This window comes from Quatrionicoccus australiensis (assembly GCF_020510525.1).
Lineage (GTDB): Bacteria > Pseudomonadota > Gammaproteobacteria > Burkholderiales > Rhodocyclaceae > Azonexus > Azonexus australiensis_B.
Genome location: NZ_CP075188.1, coordinates 3,358,999 through 3,385,560, shown reverse-complemented (window position 1 = coordinate 3,385,560; position 26,562 = coordinate 3,358,999). Strand labels below are relative to the sequence as shown.

Below are 26,562 nucleotides of genomic sequence, written 5' to 3'. Positions count from 1 at the left end.
AGGGGTCAGCGTTATGAGCAAACAAGGAAAAATGGACTGCGGCAGACGGCGTTTGATCGTCGCGACCGCGGCCGTGGGCGGGGCGGGGGCTGTTGCAGCACTCGTACCGTTCGTCTCCAGCTTGCTTCCGTCAGAGCGTGCCAAGGCAGCAGGCGCTCCGGTAGAAGTCGATATCAGCAAGCTTGAACCGGGCCAGATGATGACCGTCGAGTGGCGCGGCAAGCCGGTGTGGATCATCAATCGCACCAAGGAAATGCTGGATACGCTGCCCAAGCTGGCTGATGCCGTGGCTGATCCGAAGTCCGAAAAGACGAGTCAGCAGCCGGCCTATGCCCAGAACGATACCCGTTCGATCAAGCCGGAAATCATGGTCGTGGTCGGGATTTGTACCCACCTTGGCTGTTCGCCGTCCTCCAAGTTCAAGGCCGGTGCCGAAGAAGGCATGCCGGGCGAATGGCTGGGCGGTTTCCTTTGCCCCTGTCACGGTTCGACCTTCGACTTCGCTGGTCGCGTGTTCAAGGCGAAGCCGGCCCCGACCAACCTTGAAGTGCCGCCGCACGTGTATCTCGCCGATACCCGTATCCTGATCGGCGATGACAAGAAGGGAGCATAAGAAATGGCTGCTGGCAATTTCGAAAAGTACAAGTCTGACGGTTCCCTGGCCGGCAATGCGCTCGAGTGGCTGGATGCGCGTTTCCCGGCAACTTCCATGTGGAAGGGGCATCTGTCCGAATACTACGCACCGAAGAATTTCAACTTCTGGTATTTCTTCGGCTCACTGGCCCTGCTGGTCCTGGTCATCCAGATCGTTACCGGCATTTTCCTGGTCATGCACTACAAGCCGGATGCTGCGGTAAACGCGAATGGCGTTCCTGTCGCCTTTGCTTCCGTCGAGTACATCATGCGTGATGTGCCGGGTGGCTGGCTGATCCGCTACATGCACTCGACCGGTGCTTCGGCCTTCTTCATCGTGGTTTACATGCACATGTTCCGTGGCCTGATCTACGGTTCGTACCGCAAGCCGCGCGAGCTGACCTGGCTGTTCGGTGTCGGCATCTTCCTGGTGCTGATGGGCGAAGCCTTCTTCGGCTATTTGCTGCCGTGGGGTCAGATGTCCTACTGGGGCGCCCAGGTGATCGTGAATCTGTTCTCAGCCATCCCGGTCATCGGCGCTGATCTTTCGCTGATCATCCGTGGTGACTTCGTGGTTGGTGACGCAACCCTGAACCGTTTCTTCTCCTTCCACGTCATCGCCTTCCCGCTCGTGCTGCTCGGTCTTGTCGCCGCCCACGTGCTGGCGCTGCACGAAACCGGTTCGAACAACCCGGACGGCGTCGAAATCAAGGCCAACAAGGACGAAAACGGCATTCCGCGTGACGGCATTCCGTTCCACCCGTACTACACGGTCAAGGACATCGTCGGTGTTGTCGTCTTCCTGATGATTTTCTCTGCCGTGATGTTCTGGGCTCCCGAAGGTGGTGGCTACTTCCTGGAAACGCCGAATTTCTATCCGGCTGACCCGCTGAAGACCCCGCCGCATATCGCGCCGGTCTGGTACTTCACGCCTTACTACTCCATCCTGCGTGCGATGGTCTGGAACTTCTTCGGTCTCGATGCCAAGTTCTGGGGTGTGGTGGCGATGGGTGCTTCCGTGGTGATCTTCGCTGCCTTGCCTTGGCTCGATCGCAGCCCGGTCAAGTCGATCCGCTATCGCGGCCCGATCACCAAGGCCATGATCACCATTTTCGTGATTTGCTTCTTCATCCTCGGTTACCTGGGCACCTTGTCCCCGTCTCCGATGGGCGAAATCATTTCGCAAATCTGCACGGTGTTCTACTTCGGTTTCTTCCTCGGCATGCCGTGGTGGTCCCGCATGGACAAGTTCAAGCCGGTTCCTGACCGCGTGACGATGAAGTGAGGGTGCAAAAAATGAAAAAATTTCTGATCGCATTGCTCTTCGCGCCGATCATGGCTTTTGCCAGCGGCGGTGCGGTTCATCTCGACAAGTGGCCGGGTTCGGTCAGTGACAAGGCGGCGCTGCAGAATGGTGCCAAGGTCTTCGTCAATTACTGCCTGAACTGCCATGGTGCTTCCTACTTGCGCTACAAAAACCTGCTGGATCTGGGGTTGACCGAGCAGCAAGTGAAGGACAACCTGATGTTCACCACCGACAAGATCGGTGGCCTGATGACGGTTGCTGCCCGTTCCGACGAGCAGAAGCAATGGTTCGGCGCCACGCCGCCCGACCTGACCATCATTGCCCGTGCCCGTGGCGAAGCCGGCAACGCCGGCGCCGGTGCCGACTGGTTGTACACCTATCTGCGTTCCTTCTATCGCGACGAAAACCGTCCGACCGGCTGGAACAACGTGGTGTTCGAAAACGTCGGCATGCCGCACATCCTGTATGGCCTGCAAGGTCAGCAAGTGCTGAATCACGAAACGCACAAGCTGGAACTGGCCGTGCCGGGTGAGCTGGCTCCTGCCGCCTACGACAAGACGGTTTCCGATCTGGTCAGCTTCATGGTCTGGATGGCCGAGCCGCAACAGGAATTCCGCCGTACGCTGGGCTTCTACGTTCTGGGCTTCCTTGCCGTTCTCTTCGTCGTGGCCTACGCGCTGAAGAAGGAATACTGGAAAGACATTCACTGATCCTTCCCGGATCAGCTAACGGCATCGCGGGTTTGGCTTCGGCCGGCCCCCGGTGCCGAATCTCATTTTGAGGGTTACCACAAATGATGAACCTCTATTCGGGCACTACCTGCCCTTTTAGTCACCGTTGCCGCATTGTCCTGTTCGAAAAGGGCATGGACTTTCAGGTCATCGATGTCGACATGTTCAACAAGCCGGAAGAAATGGCCGCGATCAACCCGCACAATCGCGTGCCGGTTCTGGTCGAGCGCGATCTCGTCCTGTTCGAGCCGAACATCATCAACGAATACATTGACGAACGCTTCCCGCATCCGCAACTGATGCCGGCCGATCCGATCATGCGCGCCCGCGCCCGCCAGTTGCTGGTCGGCATGGAACGCGAAATCTTTTCCTTCATGGAAGTGATCGAAAAGAACAGCAAGACCGCTGATAAGGCCCGCCAGGAAATCAAGGCGCGTCTGACCGAAATCGTGCCGATCTTCAACAAGCAGAAGTTCATGCTGGGTGACGAGTTCTCCATGCTCGACGTGGCGATTGCCCCGTTGTTGTGGCGTCTCGACCACTATGGCATCGATCTCGGCAAGGCTGCCGCACCGCTGATGAAGTACGCCGAGCGCATCTTCAGCCGGCAAGGTTTCATCGACGCGCTGACGCCGTCCGAAAAAGCGATGCGCAAGTAACAGGCATGGGGCTTCCTTCGACCAAGCCTTATTTGCTGCGCGCCATCTGGGAATGGTGCTGCGATAACGGTTTCACGCCGCATATCGCAGTCACCGTCGATTCCCGGACCCGCGTGCCGCGCGAGTTCGTGCGTGACGGCCAGATCGTGCTCAATCTGGGACCCGGTGCGACCAACAAGCTGCAGATTGGCAATGACTATGTCGAGTTTCAGGCGCGTTTTGGTGGTGTGGCGCGTGAGTTGTCGATACCGGTTGGTCAGGTAACGGCGGTTTATGCGCGTGAAAACGGAGCCGGGATGGCCTTCGAACTCGAAGACGATGCCGGCGTAGCCGAAGCGTTTTCTGCCGAGCTGGGGGCTGGAGATTCTGCACCAGACGAGGACCCGCCCGAGCCGCCGCGCCCGGATGCGGGGCGCCCGAAGCTGCAGCGCATCAAATAGGGACTCGCTCGCCTGGTGATGCACCAGAATGGGGAGATTTCCATTGGAAATCTCCCCGTTTGTTATTCAAGTCCATGATTTTTAACGATGGCACGGCTGTTGCTCAAAGCCATGCCAAAAGGAAAAGTCATGCAAACTGAAGTCAAATCCACTTGTTGTTATTGCGGCGTCGGCTGCGGCGTTCTGGTTGCCACTGAAGGTGGTCGCATTGTCGGCGTGCGCGGTGATCCGCAGCATCCTGCCAATTTCGGTCGTTTGTGCACCAAGGGGGCCAGCCTGCATCTGACGGCTGACACTACCTGTCGCCTGCTCCATCCGGAACAGCGGACGGAGCGGCATGGCCTGCGCCAGCGTCTGAGTTGGGATGCCGCGCTCGACCAGGCGGCCGGGCGTTTTGCTTCGATCATCCGTGAGCATGGTCCGGATTCGGTTGCCTTTTATATCTCCGGTCAATTGATGACCGAGGATTACTACGTCTTCAACAAGCTCGCCAAGGGCTTGATCGGCACCAACAACGTCGATACCAATTCGCGTCTCTGCATGTCCTCGGCGGTGGCCGGCTACAAGCAGACCCTGGGTGCTGACGCGCCGCCGTGCAGTTACGAGGATATCGATCAGGCCAGCCTGATCTTCATCAGCGGTGCCAATCCGGCGCTTGCCCATCCCATCGTCTTTCGCCGGATCGAGGATGCGCGGGCGGCCAACCCCAACCTGCGCATCATCGTTGCCGATCCGCGGCGCAGCGAGACGGCGGAAATCGCCGATCTGCACCTGCCGCTCAAGCCGGGCACCGATGTCGCGCTATTCAACGGCATGCTGCAGGTGATGATTGCCGAGAACCTGATCGATGCCGACTATATCGCCGTCCATACCCGTGGCTTTGCCGAGTTGCAGGCGATCGTCGGCGAATACACGCCGGAGCGGGTCGCTGCGATCTGCGGCCTGCGGGCCGCGGATATCGTTACGGCGGCGCGCTGGTTCGCCGGCAGCAAGGCAGCGCTTTCGCTCTACTGCCAGGGGCTCAACCAGTCGGCGCACGGGACGCAGAATAACGCCGGCATCATCCATCTGCATCTGGCGACCGGCCAGATCGGCAAACCCGGCGCCGGGCCGTTTTCCCTGACTGGGCAGCCGAATGCGATGGGCGGGCGCGAAGTCGGCGGTCTCGCCAACCAGTTGTCGGCCCATCGTGACCTCGGCAATCCCGAACATCGCGCCGAAGTGGCGAAGCTGTGGGGGATTCCCGACGTACCGTCAGAACCGGGCAAGTCAGCGGTCGACCTGTTCAAAAGCCTGAAAACCGGCGAGATCAAGGCGGTCTGGATTGCCTGCACGAATCCGGCGCAATCGCTGCCCAACCAGGCTGCCGTACGCGCGGCACTGGAAGCGGCCGACTATGTCGTGCTGCAGGAAGCCTACGGCAATACCGATACCGCGGCGTATGCCGACCTGCTGTTGCCGGCCACGACCTGGGGTGAAAAATACGGCACGGTGACCAATTCCGAGCGCCGCATCAGTCGCGTCCAGTCGGCCGTCGCCGCGCCGGGCGAAGCCCGTCACGACTGGCAGATCGTCGTCGATTTCGCGCGCCGGCTCGGGCACAAGCTGGGCAATTCGGCGACCGACAAGCTGTTTCCCTATGCCGATGCCGAAGCCATCTTCAACGAGCACCGCGCCAGTACGTTAGGCCGCGATCTCGATATCGGCGGCCTGAGTTATGCCTTGCTCGAACAGGCCGGACCGCAGCAATGGCCGTATCCGCAAGGGGCTGCTACCGGCCGGACGCGTCTTTACGAAGACGGCGTGTTCGCTTCTGCCGACGGCAAAGCGGCTTTCCTGCCGATCGAACATCAGCCGACTGCCGATGCCAATACGGTCGACCTGCCGATCAGCCTGCTTTCCGGTCGCATGCGCGATCAATGGCACGGCATGAGCCGCACCGGCACCGTGCCGCGCCTGTTCAATCAGGAAGACGAGCCCTTGCTCGGCATGCATCCTTGCGACATGCGCCACCGCACGCTGGTCAGCGGCGATCTGGCGCGGCTCAGCAATGCGCGTGGCGACAGCGTCCTGCGTGTCGTCGAACGGGCCGGGATGCAGAAAGGTCAGGCCTGGCTGCCGATGCACTGGGGGAGTCAGTTCCTCAACTCGCCCGGCGCCAATGCCGTGGCTTGCGATGCGGTTGATCCCTCTTCGATGCAGCCGGAACTGAAACACGCTGCCGTGCAGATCGCCCGTCTCGAACTGCCTTATCCGCTCGCCGTCATCCGCCGTTGTGACAATCAGGCCGAAGCGCTGGAGTTGATGCAGGAAGCGCGGCCGTTGCTCGACCGTTATCCCTACGCCAATGTCAGTCTCTACGGGCGGCAGGCGCCGCTGGTCGTGTTCCGCGCGGCGCTTGAGCAGCCACTCGATGCCGCGGCGCTTGCTGAGCTTGATCAGTTGTTCGGCATGGCGGGCGACGCTGGCGCCATCGTCTATAGCGATCGCAGCCGGAATATTGCCAAGAAGGCGATTTCCCGCGATGGCCGCTTGCTTGCCGTCCGTCTGGCGGGTGAGGTGCTTGCCCAGACTTGGTTGAAGCAGGCGATGGCCGAGGATAAGCTTGATCCGGCGATGATCCGCTTCGCGCTGGCGCCATGCAGTGCGCCGCCGGTTACCATTGCGCCGCGCAACATCGTCTGCAAGTGTGCCGATGTCAGTGATCTGCAAATCAAGGCAGGAATTGCTGCGGGAGACGATTTGCCCGCCCTGCAGCAAAACCTGAAATGTGGAACCTTCTGTGGTTCCTGTGTGCCGGACATCAAGCGGATGCTGGCTGAATGCAAGACCCATGAGACTGTGCCCGTTTGAGCGCGGCAGGAGAAGACAATGACTTACGCCCACTACATCAAGGAAATCGGCCGCGGCGCCCAGGGGGCGCGCAGCCTCTCCGGCGACGATGCGCGCCAGCTTTATGCGGCAATTCTCGACGGCGGCGTGCCCGATCTCGAGCTCGGGGCCATTCTGCTCGCCTTGCGCGTCAAGGGTGAATCGCTCGATGAAATGCTCGGCTTTCTGGCGGCAGCCGAAGATCGAACGGCCCTTCTGGACAATCCGGCGGGACGCGTACGACCGGTTGTCCTGCCCAGCTACAACGGCGCCCGCAAGGAAGCCAATCTGACTCCGTTGCTGGCGCTGATGCTGCGCCGCTTCGGTGTGCCGGTGCTGGTGCATGGCCTGCTCGAGGGGTTCGGCCGGGTCACCACCGGCCATATCTTCCGCGAACTCGGCATCATGCCGGCGACGACGACGCACCAGGCGCAAACCACGCTGCAGGAAAAAGGTCTGGCCTTCGTGCCGCTGACTGCGCTGGCGCCCGGCTTGCACAACCTGCTCGCCCTGCGCGCCCGCATGGGCGTGCGCAACAGTGCGCACAGCCTGGTCAAGATGCTCAATCCCTTCGAAGGCGAGGCTGTGGTTGTCGCACCGGCGACGCATCCCGATTTCATCGACCTGATGCGCGACATGCTGCTGGCGCGCGGCGAGCGCGCCATCCTGTTGCGCGGTACCGAGGGCGAGCCTTTTGCCAATCCGAAACGGCGGCCGCGCCTCGAATATGTTCACGAAGGCTTTGCCGATGTGCTGTTCGAAGCCGAGCACGACAGCCTGCGTACCCTGCCCAATCTGCCGGACGGTGCCGATGCGGCGCAGACGGCGAAATGGACGCAGCGCGTGCTCGACAAGCAGGCCGCCTTGCCCAAGCCGATTGCCAACCAGCTGGCCTGTCTGCTCTACGCCAGCGGTTACGCCGAGGACTTCAACCAGGCCAAGGCCATCGTTGCGGTCGAGGCCAATGCACTGGCGGCGACGAGTAGCTAAGGTGCATTTCAGTGCCGGCCTGCGTGCCTGATGCCTTCATTTGGTGCGGGTGCCGGGCGGTCGACCACGGAAAAACACCAAAAATCATCGCGTTAGGATTCTGGCACGAGGATTGCAAAGAGTAATTCATCAACAGCGAAATACCCCGTCAACGAGGACGGAATGGACCGCTCCGGTCCGCAATGGCAAAGACGTCATGCGCTGAAACACAAGTTTCGCGTCCCTCCGGGCGCACGCATCGTTGGAGCCCATAATGAGCAAACCCCGTCTCGTCCTGATCGGCAACGGCATGGCCGGTGTCCGTACCGTTGAAGAACTGCTGAAGATCAAGCCGGATCACTACGACATCACGATCTTCGGTGCCGAACCGCATCCCAACTACAACCGCATCCTGCTTTCGCCGGTGCTCGCCGGCGAAATGACCATAGCCGAGATCGTGCTCAACGAACTCGAGTGGTACAAGGAAAACAAGATCACCTTGCACACCGGCAAGCAGGTGGTGAAGATCGATCGCGTCAATCGCAAGGTGATTGCCGACGACGGCAGCGAGGAGCATTACGACCGCCTGCTTGTCGCCACCGGCTCGACCCCCTTCATGCTGCCGATTCCCGGCAACGATCTGCCCGGCGTCATCGGCTACCGCGACATCAAGGACACCGACGAGATGATAGCCGCCGCCAGACTGCACAAGCACGCGGTCGTCATCGGCGGCGGCCTGCTCGGCCTGGAAGCTGCCAACGGCCTGAAGCTGCGCGGCATGGACGTGACCGTCGTGCATATCGGCCCGTGGTTGCTCGAACGCCAGCTCGACGAAGTCGCCGGCCGCATGTTGCAGAAATCGCTCGAGGACAAGGGCCTCAAATTCCTGCTGCAGAAGCATACCGAGGCGCTGATTCCCGGCGAGAGCGGGCGTGTCGCCGCGATCCGCTTCAAGGATGGCATGCAGTTGCCGGCCGACCTTGTTGTGATGGCCGCCGGCATCCGCCCCAACTACGCGTTGGCCGAAGCTTCCGGCATCTACTGCAATCGCGGCATCGTCGTGAACGACACGATGCAGACCTACGACCCGAAAATCTACGCGGTCGGCGAGTGCGTCAGCCACCGCGGCATCGCCTACGGCCTGGTCGCGCCGCTCTTCGAGCAGGCCAAGGTCGCCGCCAATCACCTGGCCGGCTACGGCATCGGCCGCTACACCGGCTCGGTGACCTCGACCAAGTTGAAGGTGACCGGCATCGACCTGTTCTCGGCCGGCAACTACATGGGCGGCGAGGGCTGCGAGGAAATCCTGCTCAACGACCCCTACGGCGGCGTCTACAAGAAGCTGGTGATCAAGGACAACAAGCTGGTCGGCGGCGTGATGTACGGCGACACGGCCGACGGTCCGTGGTATTTCCAGCTGCTCAAGGACGGGCGCGACATCCACGACATCCGCGATTCGCTGATCTTCGGCCAGTCGCTGGTCGGCGACGTCGGCCATGCCGGCAACAGCAAGGCAGCCGAAATGCCCGATACGGCCGAGGTCTGCGGCTGCAACGGCGTGACCAAGGGCAGCATCGTCAAGGCGATCAAGGAAAAGGGCCTGTTCACGCTCGACGAGGTCAAGAAGCACACCAAGGCGGCGTCGTCCTGCGGTTCGTGTGCCGGCCTGGTCGAACAGATTCTCGCCTCGACCATCGGCGGCGCCTACACGCCGGCCGCTTCCGACAAGAAGCCGGTCTGCGCTTGCACCGAGCAGTCGCACAAGATGGTGCGCGATGCCATCCGCGAGCAGCATCTGGTCAGCAAGGAAGCCGTTTTCAAGGCGCTCGAATGGAAAACGCCGAACGGTTGCGACAAGTGCCGCCCGGCGATCAATTACTACCTGATCTCGACCTGGCCGCACGAGGCCAAGGACGATCCGCAGTCGCGCCTGATCAACGAGCGCTCGCACGCCAATATCCAGAAGGACGGTACCTATTCGGTGGTGCCGCGCATGTGGGGCGGCCTGACGACGCCGGCCGAGCTGCGCGCCATCGCCGATGCGGCGGAAAAGTACAAGGTGCCGACCGTCAAGGTCACCGGCGGTCAGCGTATCGACCTGCTCGGCATCAAGAAGGAAGACCTGCCCGGCATCTGGGCCGACCTCAACGCGGCCGGCATGGTGTCCGGCCACGCCTACGGCAAGTCGATCCGCACCGTGAAGACCTGTGTCGGCGCCGAGCACTGCCGCTTCGGCACGCAACTGGCGATGTCCATGGGCGTCAAGCTCGAGAAGATGCTGTTCGACATGTATGCGCCGCACAAGGTCAAGCTCGCCGTCTCCGGCTGCCCGCGCAACTGTGCCGAAGCCGGCATCAAGGACGTCGGCATCATCGGCGTCGATTCCGGCTACGAGATCTACATTGCCGGCAACGGCGGCATCAAGACCGAGGTCGCGCAGTTCCTGTGCAAGGTCGGTTCGGACGAGGAGGTCATGGAATATTCCGGCGCCTTCCTGCAGCTTTACCGCGTCGAAGGCTGGTATCTGGAACGCACCTGCCACTGGCTGGAACGGGTCGGCATGGATTACGTCAAGGGCCGCATCGTCGAGGATGGCGAAGGCCGCAAGGCGCTCTACGCCGCGCTGCTCGACTCGCTGAAGGATGCGAAGGACCCGTGGGCGACGTCGCGCGAGCCGGAAGCGATCAAGCAATTCATTCCCATCGTGCCGGTGGCGATTGCCTGAGGCCAGAAGGCGCCAGCGGTCAACATCCGAAAAATGCCAAAAATCGAGGAATACGCAATGAACAACTGGAAACTGATCTGCAAGCTGCAAGACATCCCGCCCCTGGGTTCGCGCATCGTGCGCCCGGAGAAGGGCGGCGACATCGCCATTTTCCGCAACGCCGAAGACGAGGTCTTCGCGCTGCACGACAAGTGCCCGCACAAGGGCGGGCCGCTGTCGCAGGGCCTGGTGCATGGCCGGCGCGTCACCTGCCCGCTGCATGGCTGGAACATCGGCCTCGAAGACGGCCAGGCAGTGGCGCCGGATGTCGGTTCCTGCAACCGGTTCGAGGTCAAGGTCGAGGGCGGCGAGGTGTTCCTTGCTCTCTGAGGGAATGCGCCGCCGGAGTTTCATTCTTGGCGCGCTCTCCAGTCTTGTTGCCCGGCCGCTGTTTGCCGCAGAGGGCAGTGCCATGTCGCTGGGCGCGGCGATCAACAAGGCCGGGCGGCAACGCATGTTGTCGCAGCGCATGGCGAAGGCATTCACCATGCTGGTGCTGGGGGCGATGCCGCAGAAGGCGGAGGTCTTGCTCGAACAGTCGCGGCGGCTGTTCGAATCGCAGCTGGTCGAATTGGCCAGCATCGCTCCCGGCGAAGCAATCAAGGGCGGGTTGCTCGATCTGGAGCGCGCCTGGGCTGCCTATCGTGACGTGCTTGGACGTCCCCGGACGCCGGAAAACCTGCGCCTGGTGCTGGCGGAATCCGACCGGACCTTGCGCGCGGCACATCAGCTGACCGGCTTGTACGAAAAGCAGGCGGGCAGCACGGCCGGGCATCTGGTGAATATTTCCGGGCGGCAGCGCATGCTGTCGCAGCGTATGGCCAAGTGCTTTCTTGTCGAGCAGTCCGGGATCGTCTCCGAAGCGCTGCGGGGCGAACTGGATGCGGCCCGGCGCGACTTCGTTGCGGCACTCAAGGAACTCAACCAGGCACCGGAAAACACGCCGGAAATCCGCATCGAACTGGAACTGGCCAACACCCAGTGGCTGTTCTTCGAGCAAGCCCTGAACGGAAGGGAAACACGGGAGCTTGCGGTGCGTAACGTGGCAACGACCAGCGAGCGGATTCTCGAAGTGATGGATGGCCTGACCGGCCGTTACGAAAAGCTGGTGCGTGGTTGAACTTAGGGGGCGCTACGTGTTCTGAGAGGCTGTCAATACGCCCGAAGCGGTAGCGCCCGGGCTTTCCCCTTCAGTTAAAGTGTACCCAGATGAAAACAGCCTTGATCCTCTTTGCCCATGGCGCCCGCGATCCCGAATGGGCGAGCCCGATGCGTCGTGTCCAGGCCGTGCTGCGTGGCCGTGTGCCGGACACCCCGGTCGAACTGGCCTTCCTCGAATTCATGACGCCCGGCCTGGCTGACTGCGTGGCCGATGTGGTTGCCGCCGGGGCCGGGCGCATTGTTGTCCTGCCGATGTTCATCGCGCGCGGCGGCCACCTGAAGCGCGAATTGCCGGAAATGCTGGCCGCCTTGCGGTCGACCTATCCGGAAATCGATTTTTCACTGGGCAATGCGATTGGCGAACACGAAATTGTCGTTCAGGCGATGGCCGAGGCCGCCATGCTGGTGGCTGGTTCGGAGCTTGCTTGAATTCAGGCATGCTGACTGTACTTGTCATTGATGAATCGCGCTCGCGGGCCGGAGAAATCTGTGCCGGGCTGGCGCTCGCCGGTTACCAGGTGGCGGCCATCCTGGCCGATGCCGCCAATCTCACGGCCGAGGTCGAGAAACTGCAGCCGGACGTCATCCTGATCGACACCGACAGTCCGAGTCGCGACACCCTCGAAAATCTTGCGGCGATGCACAAGAACATGCCGCGCCCGGTCGTCATCTTTACCCAGGAAGACGGCCAGTCGGCGATCCGGAACGCAGTGAAGGCGGGCGTTTCCGCCTATATCGTCGATGGTCTCGACCAGAAACGGATCAAGCCCATCCTCGAGGTGGCGCGCGCCCGTTTCGAGGATACGCAGGCCCTGCGCCGCGAACTCGACGAGGCCTCGAAGAAGCTGACCGACCGCAAACTGGTCGACAAGGCCAAGGGCGTGCTGATGAAGGCGCGCGGCCTCGACGAGGATGCGGCCTATCACGCCATGCGCAAGCTGGCCATGGAGCGCGGCCAGACCCTGGCCAAGGTCGCCCGCGACGTCATCGACATGGCGCGCGTACTGCTCTAAAGGCGTGCGGCATCGCCGCTTGTTGCACTGCAATAGTGCGCACATTGCCTGCCGTCCGGCCAGCGGTCGACGCCGAAAAAATCAAGAAAATGCTTATCCGGCAATGGCTTAGGAAAAATATTCCGGGCCTGGCACGGCCATTGCGATAGTCAGTTCATTAACGCACGGTCAATGGCGGCCGGGCGCGAGTCAAAGATATCGACTCACAGGACAAGGGCGTCCATCCGCGCTGCCAACCGGCAGCCGGATGTGACGCCCGTTTTGTTTTCTGGATTCCCGCAATCAAAGGAGCAAGCAATGGACGATAGCAAGCCGGTGGAAAAAAACACCTCCTCGATTTCTCGTCGTGATTTCGTGTCAACCGCTTTGGGAGCCTCTCTGATGGCCATGGTACCTCCCGGTGTTCGCAGTGGCGCCTGGGCCGCTGGTTCGGATGCCCCCGAAAAGAAGGAAGTCCGTATCGGCTTCATCCCGCTCACCGACTGCGCCTCTGTCGTCATGGCTTCGGTCATGAAGTTCGATGAGAAATACGGCATCAAGATCATCCCGACCAAGGAAGCTTCGTGGGCCTCGGTGCGCGACAAGCTGGTCAATGGCGAACTCGACGCTGCCCATGTGCTGTACGGCCTGATCTACGGCGTGCAGCTCGGCGTCGGCGGCCCGAAGAAGGACATGAATGTGCTGATGGGCCTGAACCACAATGGTCAGGCCATCACGCTCTCCAACCAGCTCAAGGACAAGGGCGCCACCGATGGCAGCAGCCTCGCCAAGCTGGTCGCCAAGAAGGAGCGGGAATACACCTTTGCCCAGACCTTCCCGACCGGCACCCACGCCATGTGGCTGTACTACTGGCTGGCGGCGCAGGGCATCAATCCGATGAAGGATGTCAAGACGATCACCGTGCCGCCACCGCAGATGGTCGCCAACATGCGTGTCGGCAACATGGATGGTTTCTGCGTCGGCGAACCGTGGAACAACCGCGCCATCATGGACAACATCGGTTTCACGGCGACGACGACCCAGGACATCTGGACCGATCACCCGGAAAAGGTGCTCGGCACGACGGCCGACTGGGTCAAGCAGAATCCGAACACGGCGCGTGCTGTCGTTGCCGCCATTCTCGATGCCAGCAAGTGGATCGACGCCTCCATCGCCAACAAGCAGAAGACGGCCGAAGTCATTGCCCAGAAGTCCTACGTCAATACCGACACCGAGGTCATCGTGGCGCGCATGCTTGGCCGTTACCAGAACGGTCTGGGCAAGAGCTGGGACGACAAGAACTGCATGAAGTTCTTCAACGAGGGGACGGTCAACTTCCCCTACCTCAGCGACGGCATGTGGTTCATGACCCAGCACAAGCGCTGGGGTCTGCTCAAGAGTCATCCCGACTACCTGGCCGTGGCCAAGCAGGTCAATCGCATCGACATCTACAAGCAGGGCGCGGCTGCGGCCGGCGTTGCCTTGCCCAAGAACGAGATGCGCAGCCACAAGCTGATCGACGGCGTGGTCTGGGACGGCAAGGATCCCGCCAAGTACGCCGACGGTTTCAAGATCAAGGCCTGATCCAGTCCGGGTGATGCCGGTTGCGGCCGGCATCACGACAGCCTGAGGAGAAAAACATGAGCGCAACGACGATGAGTGTCGACCTGGTCAGCCCGCTGCCCCTGGTTGATACGCCGAACAGCCCGCCGGTTGTGGTGCAAGCCGCCTTACCGGCCAAGGAAAAGAATATGGACAAAGCACTTCCCCAGCCGAGCGGCATGCCGCTCGGCGAGAAACTCAACAGCCTGCTGCGCGCCGTTTTGCCGCCCAGCCTCGGCATGCTGGTCCTGATCGGCATCTGGTATGTCGCCACCCTCAAGGGCGGCAGCATTCCCGGCCCGGTTCAGACCTGGGACGCAGCCACCGTGCTCTTCGCCGATCCGTTCTACCGCAACGGGCCGAACGACCAGGGCATCGGCTGGAACATCCTGTCCTCGCTGCAGCGCGTCGGTATCGGTTTCGGCTTCGCCGCCGTGGTCGGCATTCCGCTCGGCTTCATCCTCGGCCGCTCGGCCTTCCTGGCGGCGATGATCAACCCGATCATCAGCCTGCTGCGCCCGGTGTCGCCGCTCGCCTGGCTGCCAATCGGCCTGCTCGTTTTCAAGAAGGCCGACCCGGCCGCGACCTACACCATCTTCATCTGCTCGATCTGGCCGATGATCATGAACACGGCGCAGGGCGTGCAGCGCGTGCCGCAGGATTACCTCAACGTCGCCCGTGTCCTGGCGCTCTCAGAATGGAAGGTTGTCACCAAGATCCTCTTCCCGGCCGTGCTGCCCTACATGCTGACCGGTATCCGCCTGTCGATCGGCACTGCCTGGCTGGTTATCGTCGCTGCCGAGATGTTGACCGGTGGCGTCGGCATCGGCTTCTGGGTGTGGGACGAATGGAACAACCTCAAGGTCGAACACATCATCATCGCCATTTTCGTGATCGGCATCGTCGGTCTGATCCTCGAGCAAGGTCTCATCCTGCTCGCCCGCAAACTGACCAAAGAAGCCGATTGAGCGAGGAGAGAACAGCATGGAAAAATTCGTAAGCGTGGAAAAAGTCGGCCAGACCTTCGATACCAAGAAGGGCAAGTTCGTCGCCCTGCGCGACATCGATCTCTCGATCAAGCAGGGTGAGTTCATTGCGCTGATCGGCCATTCCGGTTGCGGCAAATCGACCCTGCTCAACCTGATTGCCGGCCTGACCAAGCCGACCACCGGCGTGCTGCTCTGCGATGGCCGCGAGATCGCCGGCCCCGGGCCGGAACGGGCCGTGGTCTTCCAGAACCACAGCCTGCTGCCCTGGCTGACCTGTTTCGAGAACGTCTATCTGGCGGTCGAGCGCGTCTTCGGCCAGAAAGAAGGCAAGCAGAAACTGAAGGAACGCACCGCGGCGGCGATCAACCTGGTCGGCCTGGATCACGCCAGCAGCAAGTACCCGAACGAGATTTCCGGCGGCATGAAGCAGCGCGTCGGCATCGCTCGCGCACTGTCGATGGAACCCAAGGTGCTGCTGATGGACGAGCCGTTCGGGGCTCTCGACGCGCTGACCCGCGCCAAGCTGCAGGACGAGCTGATGCGGATCTGCGAGACGACCAAGGCGAGCACGGTCATGGTTACGCACGATGTCGATGAAGCCGTGCTGCTCTCCGACCGTATTGTCATGATGACCAACGGCCCGGCCGCAACCATTGGCGAAATCCTCGAAGTGAAGCTGGCCCGGCCGCGCAACCGGCTGGTCCTGGCGCACGACCAGGATTACATCGGTTACCGCGCCGCCGTGCTCGAGTTCCTCTACGAAAAGCAGGCGCATGTCGAGAAAGTCGCGGCCTGAGCCGGTTGACCGTCCGGCATTGCTGCTGGACGGTCAACGCGCTGAAAACAGCATTTTTCGGCGCAAAAAAGCCCGGCACGAAAGGCCGGGCATGACCAGCAGCTTGGCCGGTCGAAACCCGCAGGGGAGTGCGGGATTTCAGAGATTCATGTTGGCAGGAATCGGGTGCGTACGCTGCAGGTGCTCGTAGGTCTGCGACAGACTTTTGACGTGTTCGTACTTGCCCTGTTCCAGGGCGTGCGTCATGTTTTCGATGATCATCGTGTGCAGGCGGCAAACGCCTTCCGGTGAACAGAGCAGCACTTCGCTCAGCTCGGCGGCGATGGTGACGGGAATGTGCTCGTGTTCCGCGATGGCTTCGATTTCGCCGCGGTCGAGATCACAGTAATCGAGAACGTCCTGAATGGATAACATGTCTTCCTCCTTCGATAGGTAAGGCGATAAGGCTGTTTTCGTGCAATGGCCAGTTATCGTTTTTCTATCCGCCTTGTAGATTTTTTTGGTGGAGGACTGCCTTCTTTTTAGCTTTTCCCGGCCGATAAGGCAAGGCCGAATCCGGCCTAAATGCGCAGCATGCCTTCCGGCAAGGGGTAGCTCAGTTGCAGGCGGCTGATGGTCGGCAGCAGGTCGAGCCGGCTATCCTTTTTCAGCTTGACGGCACGCTCGCGCATTTCTTCGAGCGAGACAGCGACGGGCTTGCCACCCGTGGCAAAGGCAATCGTGTTGCCGCTGTCGCAGGATGGAAAAACGGCAAGTCGGCCATCAAAGGCGGCGCAGATGCGCTCGACGCTGCCCTGAAAGCCTTTGTTGCGGCCCAGCAGGTTGATGCCGAGCAGGCCATCGTCACTCAGCCGGCTGCGGCAGGCCTGGTAAAACGGCAGCGTATCGAGTGCGCCGGCACTGGCTTCGGCATCGAAACCATCAGTCAGGATGTAGTCGAACTGGCGGCCGCCGGCGAGCATGTAATCGGCGCCGCAGCCGGTGATGACATCAAGGCGCTGCGGGTCGTCCGGCAGCTTGAAATATTGGCGGGCGACGAATTCGACCTGCGGGTTGATCTCGACGACGGTGATCCGGCAGTCGGGCAGGTAGCGGTAAATGAATTTGGCCAGCGAGCCGGCGCCAAGGCCGATCAGCAGCGCGTGGCGCGGCCATTGCGCACTTTGGCGCAAAAGCAGTCCGGCCATCATCTCGCGCGTGTAGCCCAGTTCCAGCGACCAGGGACGGGCAATGCGCATGGCACCTTGAATCCAGTCCGAACCGAAGTGCAGATAGCGAATGCCGGCTTCCTCGCTGATGTCGACGGAATGGCGGGGCGGCTTTTTCGATTGGCGCATGCTGGAGTGAGGGCAGGATGAGGGGGAAATGGTAACGCCTGGCATAGCGGGGGAGCCCGGCTTGATCTGCCGTTTGCGCGAGCCAGGTTCGACAGGCCGGGTTTGAGCGTAGCGCATGGGTCTGGTACCCCAGGTGGAATCACATTAGAGGCTGTCGGTGGCTTTTCTTAGAGGTTTTGTATTGGTGTATTTTGGTTGATACCAACAAAAGTACCAACAAATTGTAAGGCTACTTCCAAATACCCCTAGTAGGTCTGCTCTGAAGGGTGTGACATTCTGGCACTGTGGGTTGCTATGTGCCAAGACAATCTGGCTATAGGCAGATATAGTCAGTCACGAGTCATTCACCAATGCTTCCTGCCAATGGAAAAACCATTCTACGCACTTACTGAGTCTGCAACTCTCCTTGGATGTACGTCAGCCGATCTAATCCAATTGGCGGCTAGGGATGACATTACGTTTCTGGTCGGGGTTCCAGATGGAGTTCGTTTTCAGATCTTCGATGCAGATGCGAACCGTACCGAGGCTCCTGCGCTTCTTGAGCCGCAGCTTTTGGAGCTATCTGCTACTCAGTGCCAAAAAATTCAGATCAATGGGCGAACTGAACAAAGTGATTTCCGACGGGGCTAGAGAACTCACCGTTGGTCATCCATGAGGCTCAGCAGGCTCGCGTACCGGTGATCACCGCCAACACGGGAGGGATGGCAGAGTATGTCCATCACGAGGTCAACGGCCTCTTGTTCGAGCATCGCTCATTCGCTGCATTGGCGGAGCAGATGCAACGCTTTGTCGATGCCCCTGAACTGGCGGCCAAGTTGGGTAGCCGTGGCTACGTTTTCAGCCAGGATGGTGACATTCCCGATATCTACACCCACGTGCAAGACATCGAGGCCTTGTATAAGCGACTCCTTCGTCGGCGAGACAGAACAAAACTCGTACATGCCGAAGCACCCTGGCGAATTACATTTGATACCAACCCGGATAGAGATTCGGCCTGAGCAGTCATTGGCCACATCGGTGTTGTCGGTCAGCAATTCGTCGGTTAGCAGCCATCAGCCCTGACGCGTTGGGAACGGCAGCTTCTCTATCCTGCGAATTCACACATTCGACCCTCAGCGGTCTGATGACGATGACAAAGTCGGTGTCCGGTATTTGCCCAAGGCGGACTTCAAAGTAATTAAACAAAAGTCCAATTGGTGAGACACAAAAAACTTCCGTTTGCTTGGTAAAAACCCATCAAGGGCTGCGTTCCAATAGTTCTTTGTATTCCATGTCGGACTCAAGAATGTGACTTATCCACCATTTTTCTAAGTAATTTTGTAATGAAAGCTTGTCGATAGTGCCACCTATTGCCGCTATCAGAAACTCAACCAATGTTTCACTATAACCATCGTGTTGATCCTTTTGGGCTGACAGCTTAGGGTAGCCAATTTGCATTAGAACCTGTTCTTCTGTTTCAAAATGCTTGCTTGCGTAGAATGCTAAGTCATTTAAGATGACATGAAATGATTCAATGCTGGCTTTACTCCCATCACAATCATAGGAGGACACTCGTTGGCATAGCTCCAACAATTTTTTATGCTGTATGTCTAATGTTTTGTTGCCAACACTATACTCTGGCTTCCATGCAGATAAATTGGTCATAACGACTAGATGATTTGTCAAAAACGATTTGAATATAACCTTAGTGCTAGGCGGCGACGTTGAGCCACGTCAATGTTTCACATTGTGAAACTATCGTTTAAATGGCGAGATAAATCATTCGCACGCCACATGACATCGTCTCGGCTGAAGTCGGCTATTGGGCCGAATGCACGAATACAACATGATGCCAGAAAGCGGCCACACGGGTTGTGCACCCGTGCAGCTGCAAGGTGCTGGCTAGATTTCAGTCTGCTCCGAAATCTCCAGCGCATCGTCCACCTCAATGCCGAGGTAGCGTACGGTGCTTTCCAGCTTGGAATGACCAAGTAGCAACTGAACGGCCCGCAGATTCTTCGTGCGCTTGTAGATCAGCGTTGCCTTGGTTCTCCGCATGGAATGCGTCCCATAGGCCGACGAATCCAGCCCGGCAGATTCGGCCCAGTGATGTACGATCCGCGCATATTGGCGTGTCGAGACATGGGGTGACCTCGCCACCCTGCTCGGGAACAGAAACTGATCGCTTCGCAGGTGAGATTTTTCCAGCCAGGCAGACACTGCCACCCTCGTCGGTTCCGTCAGTTCAAACTGCACTGGCCGCTGCGTTTTCCTCTGGATCACCATGGCGCGGGAAAGCACCTGGTTTCCGTGGGTGATGTCTCGCACCCGCAGACTGACGAGGTCACAGCCCCGCAGTTTGCTGTCGATGGCCAGATTGAACATGGCGAGGTCGCGGACCGCATGGGCATTCTGGAGGTAGATACGGATGGCCCAGATGTCCTTGGGCTTTAGCGGTGGCTTCTGGCCGACGAGCTTGCCCTTGTTCCAGGTTTCGCGTTTGTTGATGGTTTCCATCTTTGACTCCTTGGTTGTTGATCGGAGTCATATGTTCGGTCTGGCCGGGAATGGCTGCTGTGGGCAAGGATGGCCTACGCGGGCTCTCGGCCATGAGCAGAATTTCAGTATGGGATCGGCACCAGTCAGGTCGTATGCCAATGCTGACCTTCCAATCGCCACCTTCTGAAGGGCAGGTGGCTGAATCAATGCAATTTGTGGATTCAATGACCTTTGATGAACTCAACATATTGCATATCTGAACACAAGATATGGTCAGACCACCAGCGAGACAAATAGTGGTGCAGACCATTTCTGTTGATATCACCCCGGCTCGCCATGATCAAGAAGTCAGTCAATTGGTCATGATATTTATCATGCTCCCTTTGGTGCTGGGCTAATAGTGGATAGCCACCTGCCTTCATCAGAGCTTCTTCGGTGTTGAAATGTGTTCTGACGTAATTAGATAATTCACCGAGAATGTCATGAAATAGTTCAACGTTTTCGGGGCTATTTTCTGACATACACAGGATAGCCTTTTTGCATAGGCTTAACAGATTCTTATGCTGGTCATCCAGCACTTGGTTTCCAACGCTATAGCTTGGTTGCCATTCAACAAAAAGCAGTTGATCCATTGTTGGTCAGACATCTTTCGAGGGTTGCCAGAACTTAAGATGTTAGCCATACCAAGTTGGTTTGGAAAGACCATGCTCAGATCAAAATTGAGTCAGAGGCAACCCATCATATCCGCTTAGGGGACGCTGCAGCCCCCCCCTCTGGCTTCCCTGAAGTTTCTGTCGCAGCGAATGTCCGCCGTCAGGTAGTCTGTCCGGCTCAAGTCGGCCAGGACCTGCCAGTCGCTTGTTCTACGAAGCCGCCCTTCAAAAGTCTGGAGGGCTTCGAGAGCAGCAGTACGGGCAAGTGACAGAGATCTATATAATTCTGGGATATTGTATCCACTCATGGGCGGCTTCGAGCGAAAGCATTATGAAAACCTGTCGATTCCACCATTTTCTGGCTTGTGTTGCGTTGGCTTTGGCTATTCCTGCTGTTTCATTGGCCGAAACTGTTTATAAATTCGGCGTGGTTCCCCAGTTCGAACCCCGGAAGCTCTCGGCGGTCTGGTCGCCAATCCTGACCGAATTGGAGAAAAGGACGGGGTTCAAGTTCTTGATGGTGGGTTCGCCCCGTATCCCCGAATTTGAGGCGGAGTTTCAGGCCGGTCGATATGATTTCGCTTACATGAATCCTTACCATGCGGTCGTGGCCCACGGTGCGCAAAAATATGAGCCGATTGTGCGTGATGGCGCCGAGCAACTCTTCGGAATTCTGGTCGCCAGTAAGGAGGGAACGATTAATGAGGTGCGCGATCTCAATGGCAAGACTATTGCCTTTCCCGCCCCGAATGCCTTTGGCGCCTCGCTGATGACCCGCGCCGAGCTGGATCGCCAGAAGGTCAAATTCCAGCCGTTATGGGCACAGACCCATACTTCAGCCTATCTCAATGTGGCACTGGGCAAGGCCGATGCTGCCGGTGGGATCATGGCTACCTTGAAGCAGCAACCTCAGGCGGTGCAGGACAAACTGCGGATCATATTCGAGACACGCCGCACCGAGCCGCATCCGGTGATGGCACACCCCCGAGTGCCGACCGCAGATAGCGAAGCGGTCCGCAAAGCGTTTCTTGACATGGCGGCAACGCCCGAAGGGGCCGCAATGCTGGCACAGATTCCAATGCGGCAGGCGGTTGCGGCGTCATTCGATGACTACAAGGTCATTCGTCAGATGGGACTGGAAAAATATTACGTCAAGGGTGGTGACTGAGCGTACGTCTCACTGGCGCTGATCGATGTCCAATCTGTCACTCCGATTCAAGGTCATCCTGGTCCTGGTGTTTTCCAGCCTGGTCGGCGACCTCGCCGTGCTCGGCTATTGGCAACCGCGTTATCTCGCCAGCGAGATCCAGCGCGAACGCAATGCCAATTTCGATCATCTGGTGACGGTCGGCGACGCCATCACTCCATTCATGTTGCAAAACCAGCTGGCCGCGGTTTACGAAACGCTGGATGCAACAATGGCGCGCCAGCCCGAATGGCTGTCGTTAACGCTGCATGATTCGGAGGGGCTACTGCTTTATCCGCTGGAGCAGGTTGCGACGAAAGCGGAAGAGCATGCCCGTGAGCACATCGAGCATGCCGTCGTGTTGCGCAACGCAACCGTTGGTGTCCTCCATCTGGTGCTCGATACGGATGGCTTGCATGCTTCGATCCGGCGTCAGACCCTGATCATTGTCGGATTGCTCACTGCCGGCTTTCTCCTGTCGGCGCTGTTAATCGCTCTGTCTCTTGACCTGATTGTCGGACGTCGTACCCGCGTGCTGGTCAATGCGGCGCGCGAGTTCGGCAAAGGGAATCTGGCTTTTGCCGTGCCTGATCGAAGCCGTGATGAACTGGGGCAACTGGCCGAGGCCCTCAACCAGATGCGCCAGGAAATTTTGGCCAAGGAGCAGTTGCTGATTGCGGCGCGTGAGGCAGCCGAGTCTGCCAACCAGGCGAAATCCCTGTTTCTTGCCACGATGTCGCACGAAATCCGCACACCGATGAACGGAATTCTGGGCATGGCCCAGTTGCTCCTGTCACCAGGCCTGAAAGAACACGAGCGGGAAGATTTCGCACGCATCATCCTCAATTCCGGGCAGATGCTGCTCGGCTTGCTGAACGATATTCTCGATCTCTCCAAGGTCGAGGCGGGCGAGTTGAAACTGGAAAGCATTGCCTTCGATCCGCAACAATTGCTTCAAGAAGTGGTGGCCCTGTTCTCCGAAGCAGCAGAGAAGAAAGGGCTGAGCATTGCGCAAGAATGGCACGGGCAGGGCAGCAGTCGATACCTAGCCGACCCGTTGCGGATACGGCAGATGCTGGGCAATCTGATCAGCAACGCGATCAAGTTTACCGAAACAGGCTGGGTGCGCATCGAGGGACGTGTCGTTCAGTGCGATGCTGCCGCAGCAGTGTTGGAATTTACGGTTGCCGATTCCGGCATCGGTATTCCCGAAGACCGACGCCACAGGCTGTTTCAGCCTTTTTCTCAGCTTGATAGTTCGACGACGCGACAGTATGGTGGCACCGGTCTGGGCCTATCGATCATCCGCAGCCTTGCGACCGCGATGGGCGGAGAAGTTGGCGTCGAAAGCGTACCGGGAAGCGGTTCAAGGTTCTGGTTCCGGATTCAGGCCTGTCTTCTCGATGCCCATGCTGACACCCGTCGAACACCGCGTCAGGCAAGTCCGGCAAATGCCTCTGACGGTGAAATAACCGCGCTGCACGGCAGTGTTCTGGTTGCCGAGGACAATCAGACCAACCGTTACGTCATAGTACGGATGCTCGAAAAATTCGGTTTGACTGTCAGCTTTGCCGAGAACGGCCAGCAGGCTGTCGATATGGTCTTTGCCGGGGAGCGTCCCGACCTGGTGCTGATGGATATTCAAATGCCGGTCATGGACGGATTTGACGCGACCCGGGTGATCCGTCAGCGCGAAGCTGCAGAAGGACGTTCACGCCTGCCGATCATTGCCTTGACCGCCGATGCGTTCGAAGACGACCGCCAGCATTGTCTGGATGCGGGCATGGACGATTTCCTGGCAAAACCGGTCGTGCTCAAGGCGCTGCGTAGCATCCTGATGCAGCGTTTGCAGCCGCATTCAGATGGGATTGCCGGCATCGCTGAAGACTCGTCCGGTGAGCCGTGCCGGATCGATACTGTCGGTCTCGATGCGCTGATCAGCGAAATCGATGGATTGCTCAGGGAGAACAAGTTTGATGCGATCGGACGTTTCCGCGAGCTGCAGATCATGCTGAAAGGACACCCGGCGGCAGGGGAAATCCAGGAGCTCTCCGGCCTGGTCAACGCATTCAGGTTTGACGCAGCCCTGGTCGGCTTGCGCAAGGTGGCCATTGCAAACGGATGGAGGAATAAGGAATGAGCGAAGCCAAGCCGGTCATTCTGGCAATAGACGATACCCCGGCCAACCTGCTGACGCTGGGCTCGGCGCTGGCCAGCGAATTCGATCTGCGTATCAGCACGTCCGGGGTGCATGGACTGGAACTGGCTGCGACGATCCGGCCCGATCTGATCCTGCTCGATGTCATGATGCCGGAGATGGATGGCTTTGAAGTCTGCAGGCGTCTGAAGGCGGATGAACAACTGAAGCTGACCCCCGTTATTTTCATTACCGCGCTGTCGGATACCGAATCCGAGTCGCGTGGACTGGCATTGGGGGCCGCTGATTTTCTGGCTAAACCGCTTAACGTGGGCATCGCCCGTCAACGCATCCGGAATCTGCTCGATCGGGAAATCTTGCGTAAGCAAGTGTTAATGCAGCGTGATCAGCTGGCCAGCCAGCTCGAAACCTTGCGTAATCTGTCCACGGCAGTCGAGCAAAGCCCAGCCTCGGTGGTGATCACCGACCTTGAAGCCAGCATCCAGTATGTCAATCCGCGCTTTACTGAAGTGACCGGTTACAGTTCAGCCGAGGTTACGGGTCAGAATCCCCGTATCCTGCAGTCAGGCAAGACAGGCAAGGCAACCTACGAGAAATTCTGGAGCACCCTGAGCGCAGGCGAACCCTGGAAGGGGGAATTGCTCAACAAGCGCAAGAATGGTGAGTTATATTGGGAAGAGGCACAGATTGCACCGGTCAAGAATCCGGCGGGCAACATCACGAATTATGTTGCGGTCAAGACCGATATCACCCAGCGCAAGCAGCTTGAGCTGGCCAAGGACGAGTTGCTCGACCGCCTCCGAAAGATTGCCAGCCGGGTTCCCGGCGTAGTCTATCAATACCGCTTGCGTCCTGATGGCACGTCCTGCTTTCCCTTTGCCAGCGAGGCGATCCGGCAAATTTACCGAGTCAGTCCGGAAAGCGTGGTCGATGATGCATCGGCTGTCTATGCCATCCTGCATCCGGATGACTACGCGGCTATCGTTGCCTCCATCCAGCATTCGGCTGAATCACTGACGCCTTGGCGCCACGAGTATCGGGTTCGCTTCGAGGATGGAACTGTGCGCTGGCTGTTTGGTGACGCCTTGCCGGAACGGGAAGCCGATGGTGGAACGCTGTGGCATGGATTCATCACCGATGTGACCGAGCGCAAGCAGATCGAGGCGGAACTGGCCAATCATCGGACCCACCTCGAAGCGATGGTCCAGGCGCGCACGCTGGATCTGTCGATTGCCAAGGAGGCGGCCGAAGCGGCCAGCCGGGCGAAGACGACTTTCCTCGCCACAATGAGTCATGAACTGCGCACGCCGCTCAACGGCATCATCGGCTTGACCGGGTTGGCGGCGCGTCGAAGCACCGATGAACGCGTCAAGGATATGCTCGGCAAGGTCGACCGCTCATCACATCAACTGCTGGCGATCATCAATGACATCCTCGATATCTCGAAAATCGAGGCCGAACGGCTGACCCTGGAGATGGTCGATTTCCGGCTGGGAGAGGTGCTGGACAACGCCCAGAACCTTATTTCTCCGAAGGCAGTTGAAAAGGGGCTTGTTTTCGAGGTCGACCGCAGCATAAGCATTGCCGACTTGCCAGTGCGGGGGGATCCGTTACGGCTGGGGCAGGTGCTTCTCAATCTGTTTGGCAATGCCGTGAAATTTACTGATGAAGGCCGTGTTACGACTTCAGTCGAGTTGGTTGAGACGTTTCCAGATGCTGTTTTGATTCGCTTTCGGGTCAGCGATACCGGTATTGGCATTGCCCCGGAAGATCAAAGCCGCCTGTTCAGCGCTTTCGAACAGGCCGACGGGTCGATGAGTCGCAAGTATGGTGGCACGGGCCTGGGGCTCGCCATTACCAAGCGCTTGGTACAACTGATGGGGGGCGAGATCGGAGTAACAAGCGAATATGGCCGGGGCAGCACGTTCTGGTTCACCGTGCGGCTCGGCAAAGCCACAGATGCCATCCCGCCAGCGCCGACTTTTAACCGAAAGACTGCCGCTGAACGCCTGCTCGGCGAATACGCCGGAACCCGCATTCTGGTAGCCGAAGACGAGCCGATAAATCAGGAGGTTTCGCGTGTCCTGCTTGAAGACGCCGGCCTTCTGGTCGATCTGGCCGAGAGCGGACAGCAAGCTATTGAATTGGCCAAACAAACTAACTACGCCCTGATCCTGATGGACATGCAGATGCCTCACTTGAACGGTGTCGAATCAACCTTGGCGATCCGGGCGCTCCCCGCCTACGCGCAAACACCAATTCTGGCGATGACCGCAAATGCCTTTGACGAGAATCGCCAAGTCTGCCTTGATGCCGGCATGAACGACCACATCGCCAAGCCTGTCGATCCGGACAAACTGTACGAGACTTTGCTGGCGTGGTTGGAGAAGCGTGCTAACTGAACGACGGACCTCTTCGGTTACCTCCCACCAAACATCCGACTGATCGACCGTCTACAGTGGGTCGGGTGTGTGAGTTCGCCAGAATTGGAAACTGACCTTCGAGGATTTTTCAGATGACTGGCGGCTTACCGAGTCATTGCTGCCCGACAATGGGCAACCGGTCAATGACCGTTTTGGCCGATACTCGGACTGTCAAATGAACAAGGAGGGCAGCCAATGCCCTCCTGTTTGGCACGGGAAATCAGTGGCAGATTACCTGCTCAATGTCTTGGTTTGGCCAAGGTGATATTGAGCTACGCCAATCAGCCAATGAAACTGCCCGGGCCTTCTCGTAGCACCCACTCATGAATCTTGGTGTAGGCTGCTTTCGGGTTGTGGCGATTGGCAATCGGGGAAAAGGCGGTATTCATGATCAGTCTCCAGAGTGAAAGGTGG

24 protein-coding genes are annotated in these 26,562 nt (G+C 59.0%); 19 read left to right on the top strand and 5 right to left on the bottom strand.

The annotated features are described in order from the left end of the window. Positions 1 to 13 precede the first annotated feature (13 nt). The 15 genes from petA (at position 14) to KI612_RS16090 (ending at position 15,913) form a co-directional block, all read left to right on the top strand. On the top strand, positions 14 to 613 hold the full coding sequence (petA, locus tag KI612_RS16160) for a ubiquinol-cytochrome c reductase iron-sulfur subunit (RefSeq protein WP_226441093.1): 600 nt from the start codon (positions 14 to 16) through the stop codon (positions 611 to 613). Positions 614 to 616: 3 nt separating this feature from the next. After that, on the top strand, positions 617 to 1,918 hold the full coding sequence (locus KI612_RS16155) for a cytochrome b (protein ID WP_404818061.1): 1,302 nt from the start codon (positions 617 to 619) through the stop codon (positions 1,916 to 1,918). A gap of 11 nt (positions 1,919 to 1,929) precedes the next feature. Continuing rightward, positions 1,930 to 2,649: a cytochrome c1 gene (locus KI612_RS16150; RefSeq protein WP_226441092.1), complete on the top strand. Its 720-nt coding sequence runs from the start codon at positions 1,930 to 1,932 to the stop codon at positions 2,647 to 2,649. Between the two features lie 83 nt (positions 2,650 to 2,732). Further along, positions 2,733 to 3,329 (top strand): glutathione S-transferase N-terminal domain-containing protein, encoded by a 597-nt coding sequence (locus KI612_RS16145; protein WP_226441091.1) that lies wholly within the window; start codon positions 2,733 to 2,735, stop codon positions 3,327 to 3,329. Positions 3,330 to 3,334: 5 nt separating this feature from the next. Continuing rightward, entirely contained in the window at positions 3,335 to 3,769 is a 435-nt protein-coding gene (locus KI612_RS16140) for a ClpXP protease specificity-enhancing factor (protein WP_226441090.1), read from the top strand. Between the two features lie 129 nt (positions 3,770 to 3,898). Beyond that, on the top strand, positions 3,899 to 6,622 hold the full coding sequence (locus tag KI612_RS16135; protein ID WP_226441089.1) for a nitrate reductase: 2,724 nt from the start codon (positions 3,899 to 3,901) through the stop codon (positions 6,620 to 6,622). A gap of 18 nt (positions 6,623 to 6,640) precedes the next feature. Beyond that, the gene (gene ybiB / locus KI612_RS16130; RefSeq protein ID WP_226441088.1) at positions 6,641 to 7,630 is read left to right on the top strand and encodes a DNA-binding protein YbiB; all 990 of its coding nucleotides are present in this window, start codon (positions 6,641 to 6,643) and stop codon (positions 7,628 to 7,630) included. A gap of 253 nt (positions 7,631 to 7,883) precedes the next feature. Beyond that, complete coding sequence (nirB, locus tag KI612_RS16125; protein ID WP_226441087.1) at positions 7,884 to 10,334, top strand: nitrite reductase large subunit NirB; 2,451 nt, start codon at positions 7,884 to 7,886, stop codon at positions 10,332 to 10,334. Between the two features lie 57 nt (positions 10,335 to 10,391). Continuing rightward, the gene (gene nirD / locus KI612_RS16120; protein WP_226441086.1) at positions 10,392 to 10,703 is read left to right on the top strand and encodes a nitrite reductase small subunit NirD; all 312 of its coding nucleotides are present in this window, start codon (positions 10,392 to 10,394) and stop codon (positions 10,701 to 10,703) included. Continuing rightward, the gene (locus KI612_RS16115; protein WP_226441085.1) at positions 10,693 to 11,493 is read left to right on the top strand and encodes a type IV pili methyl-accepting chemotaxis transducer N-terminal domain-containing protein; all 801 of its coding nucleotides are present in this window, start codon (positions 10,693 to 10,695) and stop codon (positions 11,491 to 11,493) included. The genes nirD and KI612_RS16115 overlap by 11 nt, the downstream gene beginning before the upstream one ends. Positions 11,494 to 11,582: 89 nt before the next feature. Further along, positions 11,583 to 11,963, top strand: coding sequence for a sirohydrochlorin chelatase (locus tag KI612_RS16110; protein ID WP_226441084.1), 381 nt, complete (start codon positions 11,583 to 11,585; stop codon positions 11,961 to 11,963). 8 nt (positions 11,964 to 11,971) lie between these two features. Further along, on the top strand, positions 11,972 to 12,547 hold the full coding sequence (locus tag KI612_RS16105) for an ANTAR domain-containing response regulator (RefSeq protein ID WP_226441083.1): 576 nt from the start codon (positions 11,972 to 11,974) through the stop codon (positions 12,545 to 12,547). A gap of 381 nt (positions 12,548 to 12,928) precedes the next feature. Next, on the top strand, positions 12,929 to 14,110 hold the full coding sequence (locus KI612_RS16100) for a CmpA/NrtA family ABC transporter substrate-binding protein (RefSeq protein ID WP_226441082.1): 1,182 nt from the start codon (positions 12,929 to 12,931) through the stop codon (positions 14,108 to 14,110). Positions 14,111 to 14,166: 56 nt separating this feature from the next. Further along, positions 14,167 to 15,096, top strand: coding sequence for a nitrate ABC transporter permease (gene ntrB, locus KI612_RS16095; RefSeq protein WP_226441081.1), 930 nt, complete (start codon positions 14,167 to 14,169; stop codon positions 15,094 to 15,096). Between the two features lie 16 nt (positions 15,097 to 15,112). Continuing rightward, positions 15,113 to 15,913, top strand: a complete 801-nt coding sequence (locus KI612_RS16090; RefSeq protein ID WP_226441080.1) for an ABC transporter ATP-binding protein — start codon at positions 15,113 to 15,115, stop codon at positions 15,911 to 15,913. A 138-nt stretch (positions 15,914 to 16,051) separates the two neighbouring features. Here the strand turns inward: KI612_RS16090 and KI612_RS16085 are convergent, their stop codons facing one another. After that, positions 16,052 to 16,327 carry a hypothetical protein gene (locus tag KI612_RS16085; RefSeq protein ID WP_226441079.1) on the bottom strand — a complete coding sequence of 92 codons (276 nt, stop codon included), beginning with the start codon at positions 16,325 to 16,327 and terminating at the stop codon, positions 16,052 to 16,054. 146 nt (positions 16,328 to 16,473) lie between these two features. Then, on the bottom strand, positions 16,474 to 17,250 hold the full coding sequence (locus tag KI612_RS16080) for a spermine/spermidine synthase domain-containing protein (RefSeq protein WP_226441078.1): 777 nt from the start codon (positions 17,248 to 17,250) through the stop codon (positions 16,474 to 16,476). A 677-nt stretch (positions 17,251 to 17,927) separates the two neighbouring features. On the opposite strand from KI612_RS16080, the gene KI612_RS16075 reads away from it, so the two are divergent. Further along, positions 17,928 to 18,248: a glycosyltransferase gene (locus KI612_RS16075; protein WP_404818060.1), complete on the top strand. Its 321-nt coding sequence runs from the start codon at positions 17,928 to 17,930 to the stop codon at positions 18,246 to 18,248. 238 nt (positions 18,249 to 18,486) lie between these two features. Here the strand turns inward: KI612_RS16075 and KI612_RS16070 are convergent, their stop codons facing one another. The 3 genes from KI612_RS16070 to KI612_RS16060 form a co-directional block, all read right to left on the bottom strand. Further along, on the bottom strand, positions 18,487 to 18,894 hold the full coding sequence (locus tag KI612_RS16070; protein WP_226441076.1) for a bacteriohemerythrin: 408 nt from the start codon (positions 18,892 to 18,894) through the stop codon (positions 18,487 to 18,489). A gap of 237 nt (positions 18,895 to 19,131) precedes the next feature. Then, a complete protein-coding gene (locus KI612_RS16065; protein WP_226441075.1) occupies positions 19,132 to 19,746 on the bottom strand; it encodes a tyrosine-type recombinase/integrase in 615 nt (204 codons plus the stop codon). 203 nt (positions 19,747 to 19,949) lie between these two features. Next, positions 19,950 to 20,360 carry a bacteriohemerythrin gene (locus tag KI612_RS16060; RefSeq protein ID WP_226441074.1) on the bottom strand — a complete coding sequence of 137 codons (411 nt, stop codon included), beginning with the start codon at positions 20,358 to 20,360 and terminating at the stop codon, positions 19,950 to 19,952. Positions 20,361 to 20,586: 226 nt separating this feature from the next. On the opposite strand from KI612_RS16060, the gene KI612_RS16055 reads away from it, so the two are divergent. The 3 genes from KI612_RS16055 to KI612_RS16045 are packed head-to-tail and all read left to right on the top strand — an operon-like array spanning position 20,587 to position 26,127. Beyond that, entirely contained in the window at positions 20,587 to 21,549 is a 963-nt protein-coding gene (locus KI612_RS16055) for a phosphate/phosphite/phosphonate ABC transporter substrate-binding protein (RefSeq protein WP_226441073.1), read from the top strand. Between the two features lie 25 nt (positions 21,550 to 21,574). Beyond that, the gene (locus KI612_RS16050) at positions 21,575 to 23,707 is read left to right on the top strand and encodes an ATP-binding protein (RefSeq protein ID WP_226441072.1); all 2,133 of its coding nucleotides are present in this window, start codon (positions 21,575 to 21,577) and stop codon (positions 23,705 to 23,707) included. Next, a complete protein-coding gene (locus tag KI612_RS16045) occupies positions 23,704 to 26,127 on the top strand; it encodes a response regulator (protein ID WP_226441071.1) in 2,424 nt (807 codons plus the stop codon). The genes KI612_RS16050 and KI612_RS16045 overlap by 4 nt, the downstream gene beginning before the upstream one ends. Positions 26,128 to 26,562 lie beyond the last annotated feature (435 nt).

Coding starts and splice junctions, on each gene's coding strand:
- KI612_RS16085 (WP_226441079.1), bottom strand. CDS start 16,327: ATGTTATCCATTCAGGACGTTCTCGATTACTGTGATCTCGACCGCGGC.
- KI612_RS16080 (WP_226441078.1), bottom strand. CDS start 17,250: ATGCGCCAATCGAAAAAGCCGCCCCGCCATTCCGTCGACATCAGCGAG.
- KI612_RS16110 (WP_226441084.1), top strand. CDS start 11,583: ATGAAAACAGCCTTGATCCTCTTTGCCCATGGCGCCCGCGATCCCGAA.
- KI612_RS16060 (WP_226441074.1), bottom strand. CDS start 20,360: ATGGATCAACTGCTTTTTGTTGAATGGCAACCAAGCTATAGCGTTGGA.
- ntrB (WP_226441081.1), top strand. CDS start 14,167: ATGAGCGCAACGACGATGAGTGTCGACCTGGTCAGCCCGCTGCCCCTG.
- KI612_RS16050 (WP_226441072.1), top strand. CDS start 21,575: ATGTCCAATCTGTCACTCCGATTCAAGGTCATCCTGGTCCTGGTGTTT.
- KI612_RS16155 (WP_404818061.1), top strand. CDS start 617: ATGGCTGCTGGCAATTTCGAAAAGTACAAGTCTGACGGTTCCCTGGCC.
- KI612_RS16045 (WP_226441071.1), top strand. CDS start 23,704: ATGAGCGAAGCCAAGCCGGTCATTCTGGCAATAGACGATACCCCGGCC.
- nirB (WP_226441087.1), top strand. CDS start 7,884: ATGAGCAAACCCCGTCTCGTCCTGATCGGCAACGGCATGGCCGGTGTC.
- nirD (WP_226441086.1), top strand. CDS start 10,392: ATGAACAACTGGAAACTGATCTGCAAGCTGCAAGACATCCCGCCCCTG.
- KI612_RS16090 (WP_226441080.1), top strand. CDS start 15,113: ATGGAAAAATTCGTAAGCGTGGAAAAAGTCGGCCAGACCTTCGATACC.
- KI612_RS16150 (WP_226441092.1), top strand. CDS start 1,930: ATGAAAAAATTTCTGATCGCATTGCTCTTCGCGCCGATCATGGCTTTT.
- petA (WP_226441093.1), top strand. CDS start 14: ATGAGCAAACAAGGAAAAATGGACTGCGGCAGACGGCGTTTGATCGTC.
- KI612_RS16065 (WP_226441075.1), bottom strand. CDS start 19,746: ATGGAAACCATCAACAAACGCGAAACCTGGAACAAGGGCAAGCTCGTC.
- KI612_RS16105 (WP_226441083.1), top strand. CDS start 11,972: ATGCTGACTGTACTTGTCATTGATGAATCGCGCTCGCGGGCCGGAGAA.
- KI612_RS16135 (WP_226441089.1), top strand. CDS start 3,899: ATGCAAACTGAAGTCAAATCCACTTGTTGTTATTGCGGCGTCGGCTGC.
- KI612_RS16145 (WP_226441091.1), top strand. CDS start 2,733: ATGATGAACCTCTATTCGGGCACTACCTGCCCTTTTAGTCACCGTTGC.
- ybiB (WP_226441088.1), top strand. CDS start 6,641: ATGACTTACGCCCACTACATCAAGGAAATCGGCCGCGGCGCCCAGGGG.
- KI612_RS16100 (WP_226441082.1), top strand. CDS start 12,929: ATGGCCATGGTACCTCCCGGTGTTCGCAGTGGCGCCTGGGCCGCTGGT.
- KI612_RS16070 (WP_226441076.1), bottom strand. CDS start 18,894: ATGACCAATTTATCTGCATGGAAGCCAGAGTATAGTGTTGGCAACAAA.
- KI612_RS16140 (WP_226441090.1), top strand. CDS start 3,335: ATGGGGCTTCCTTCGACCAAGCCTTATTTGCTGCGCGCCATCTGGGAA.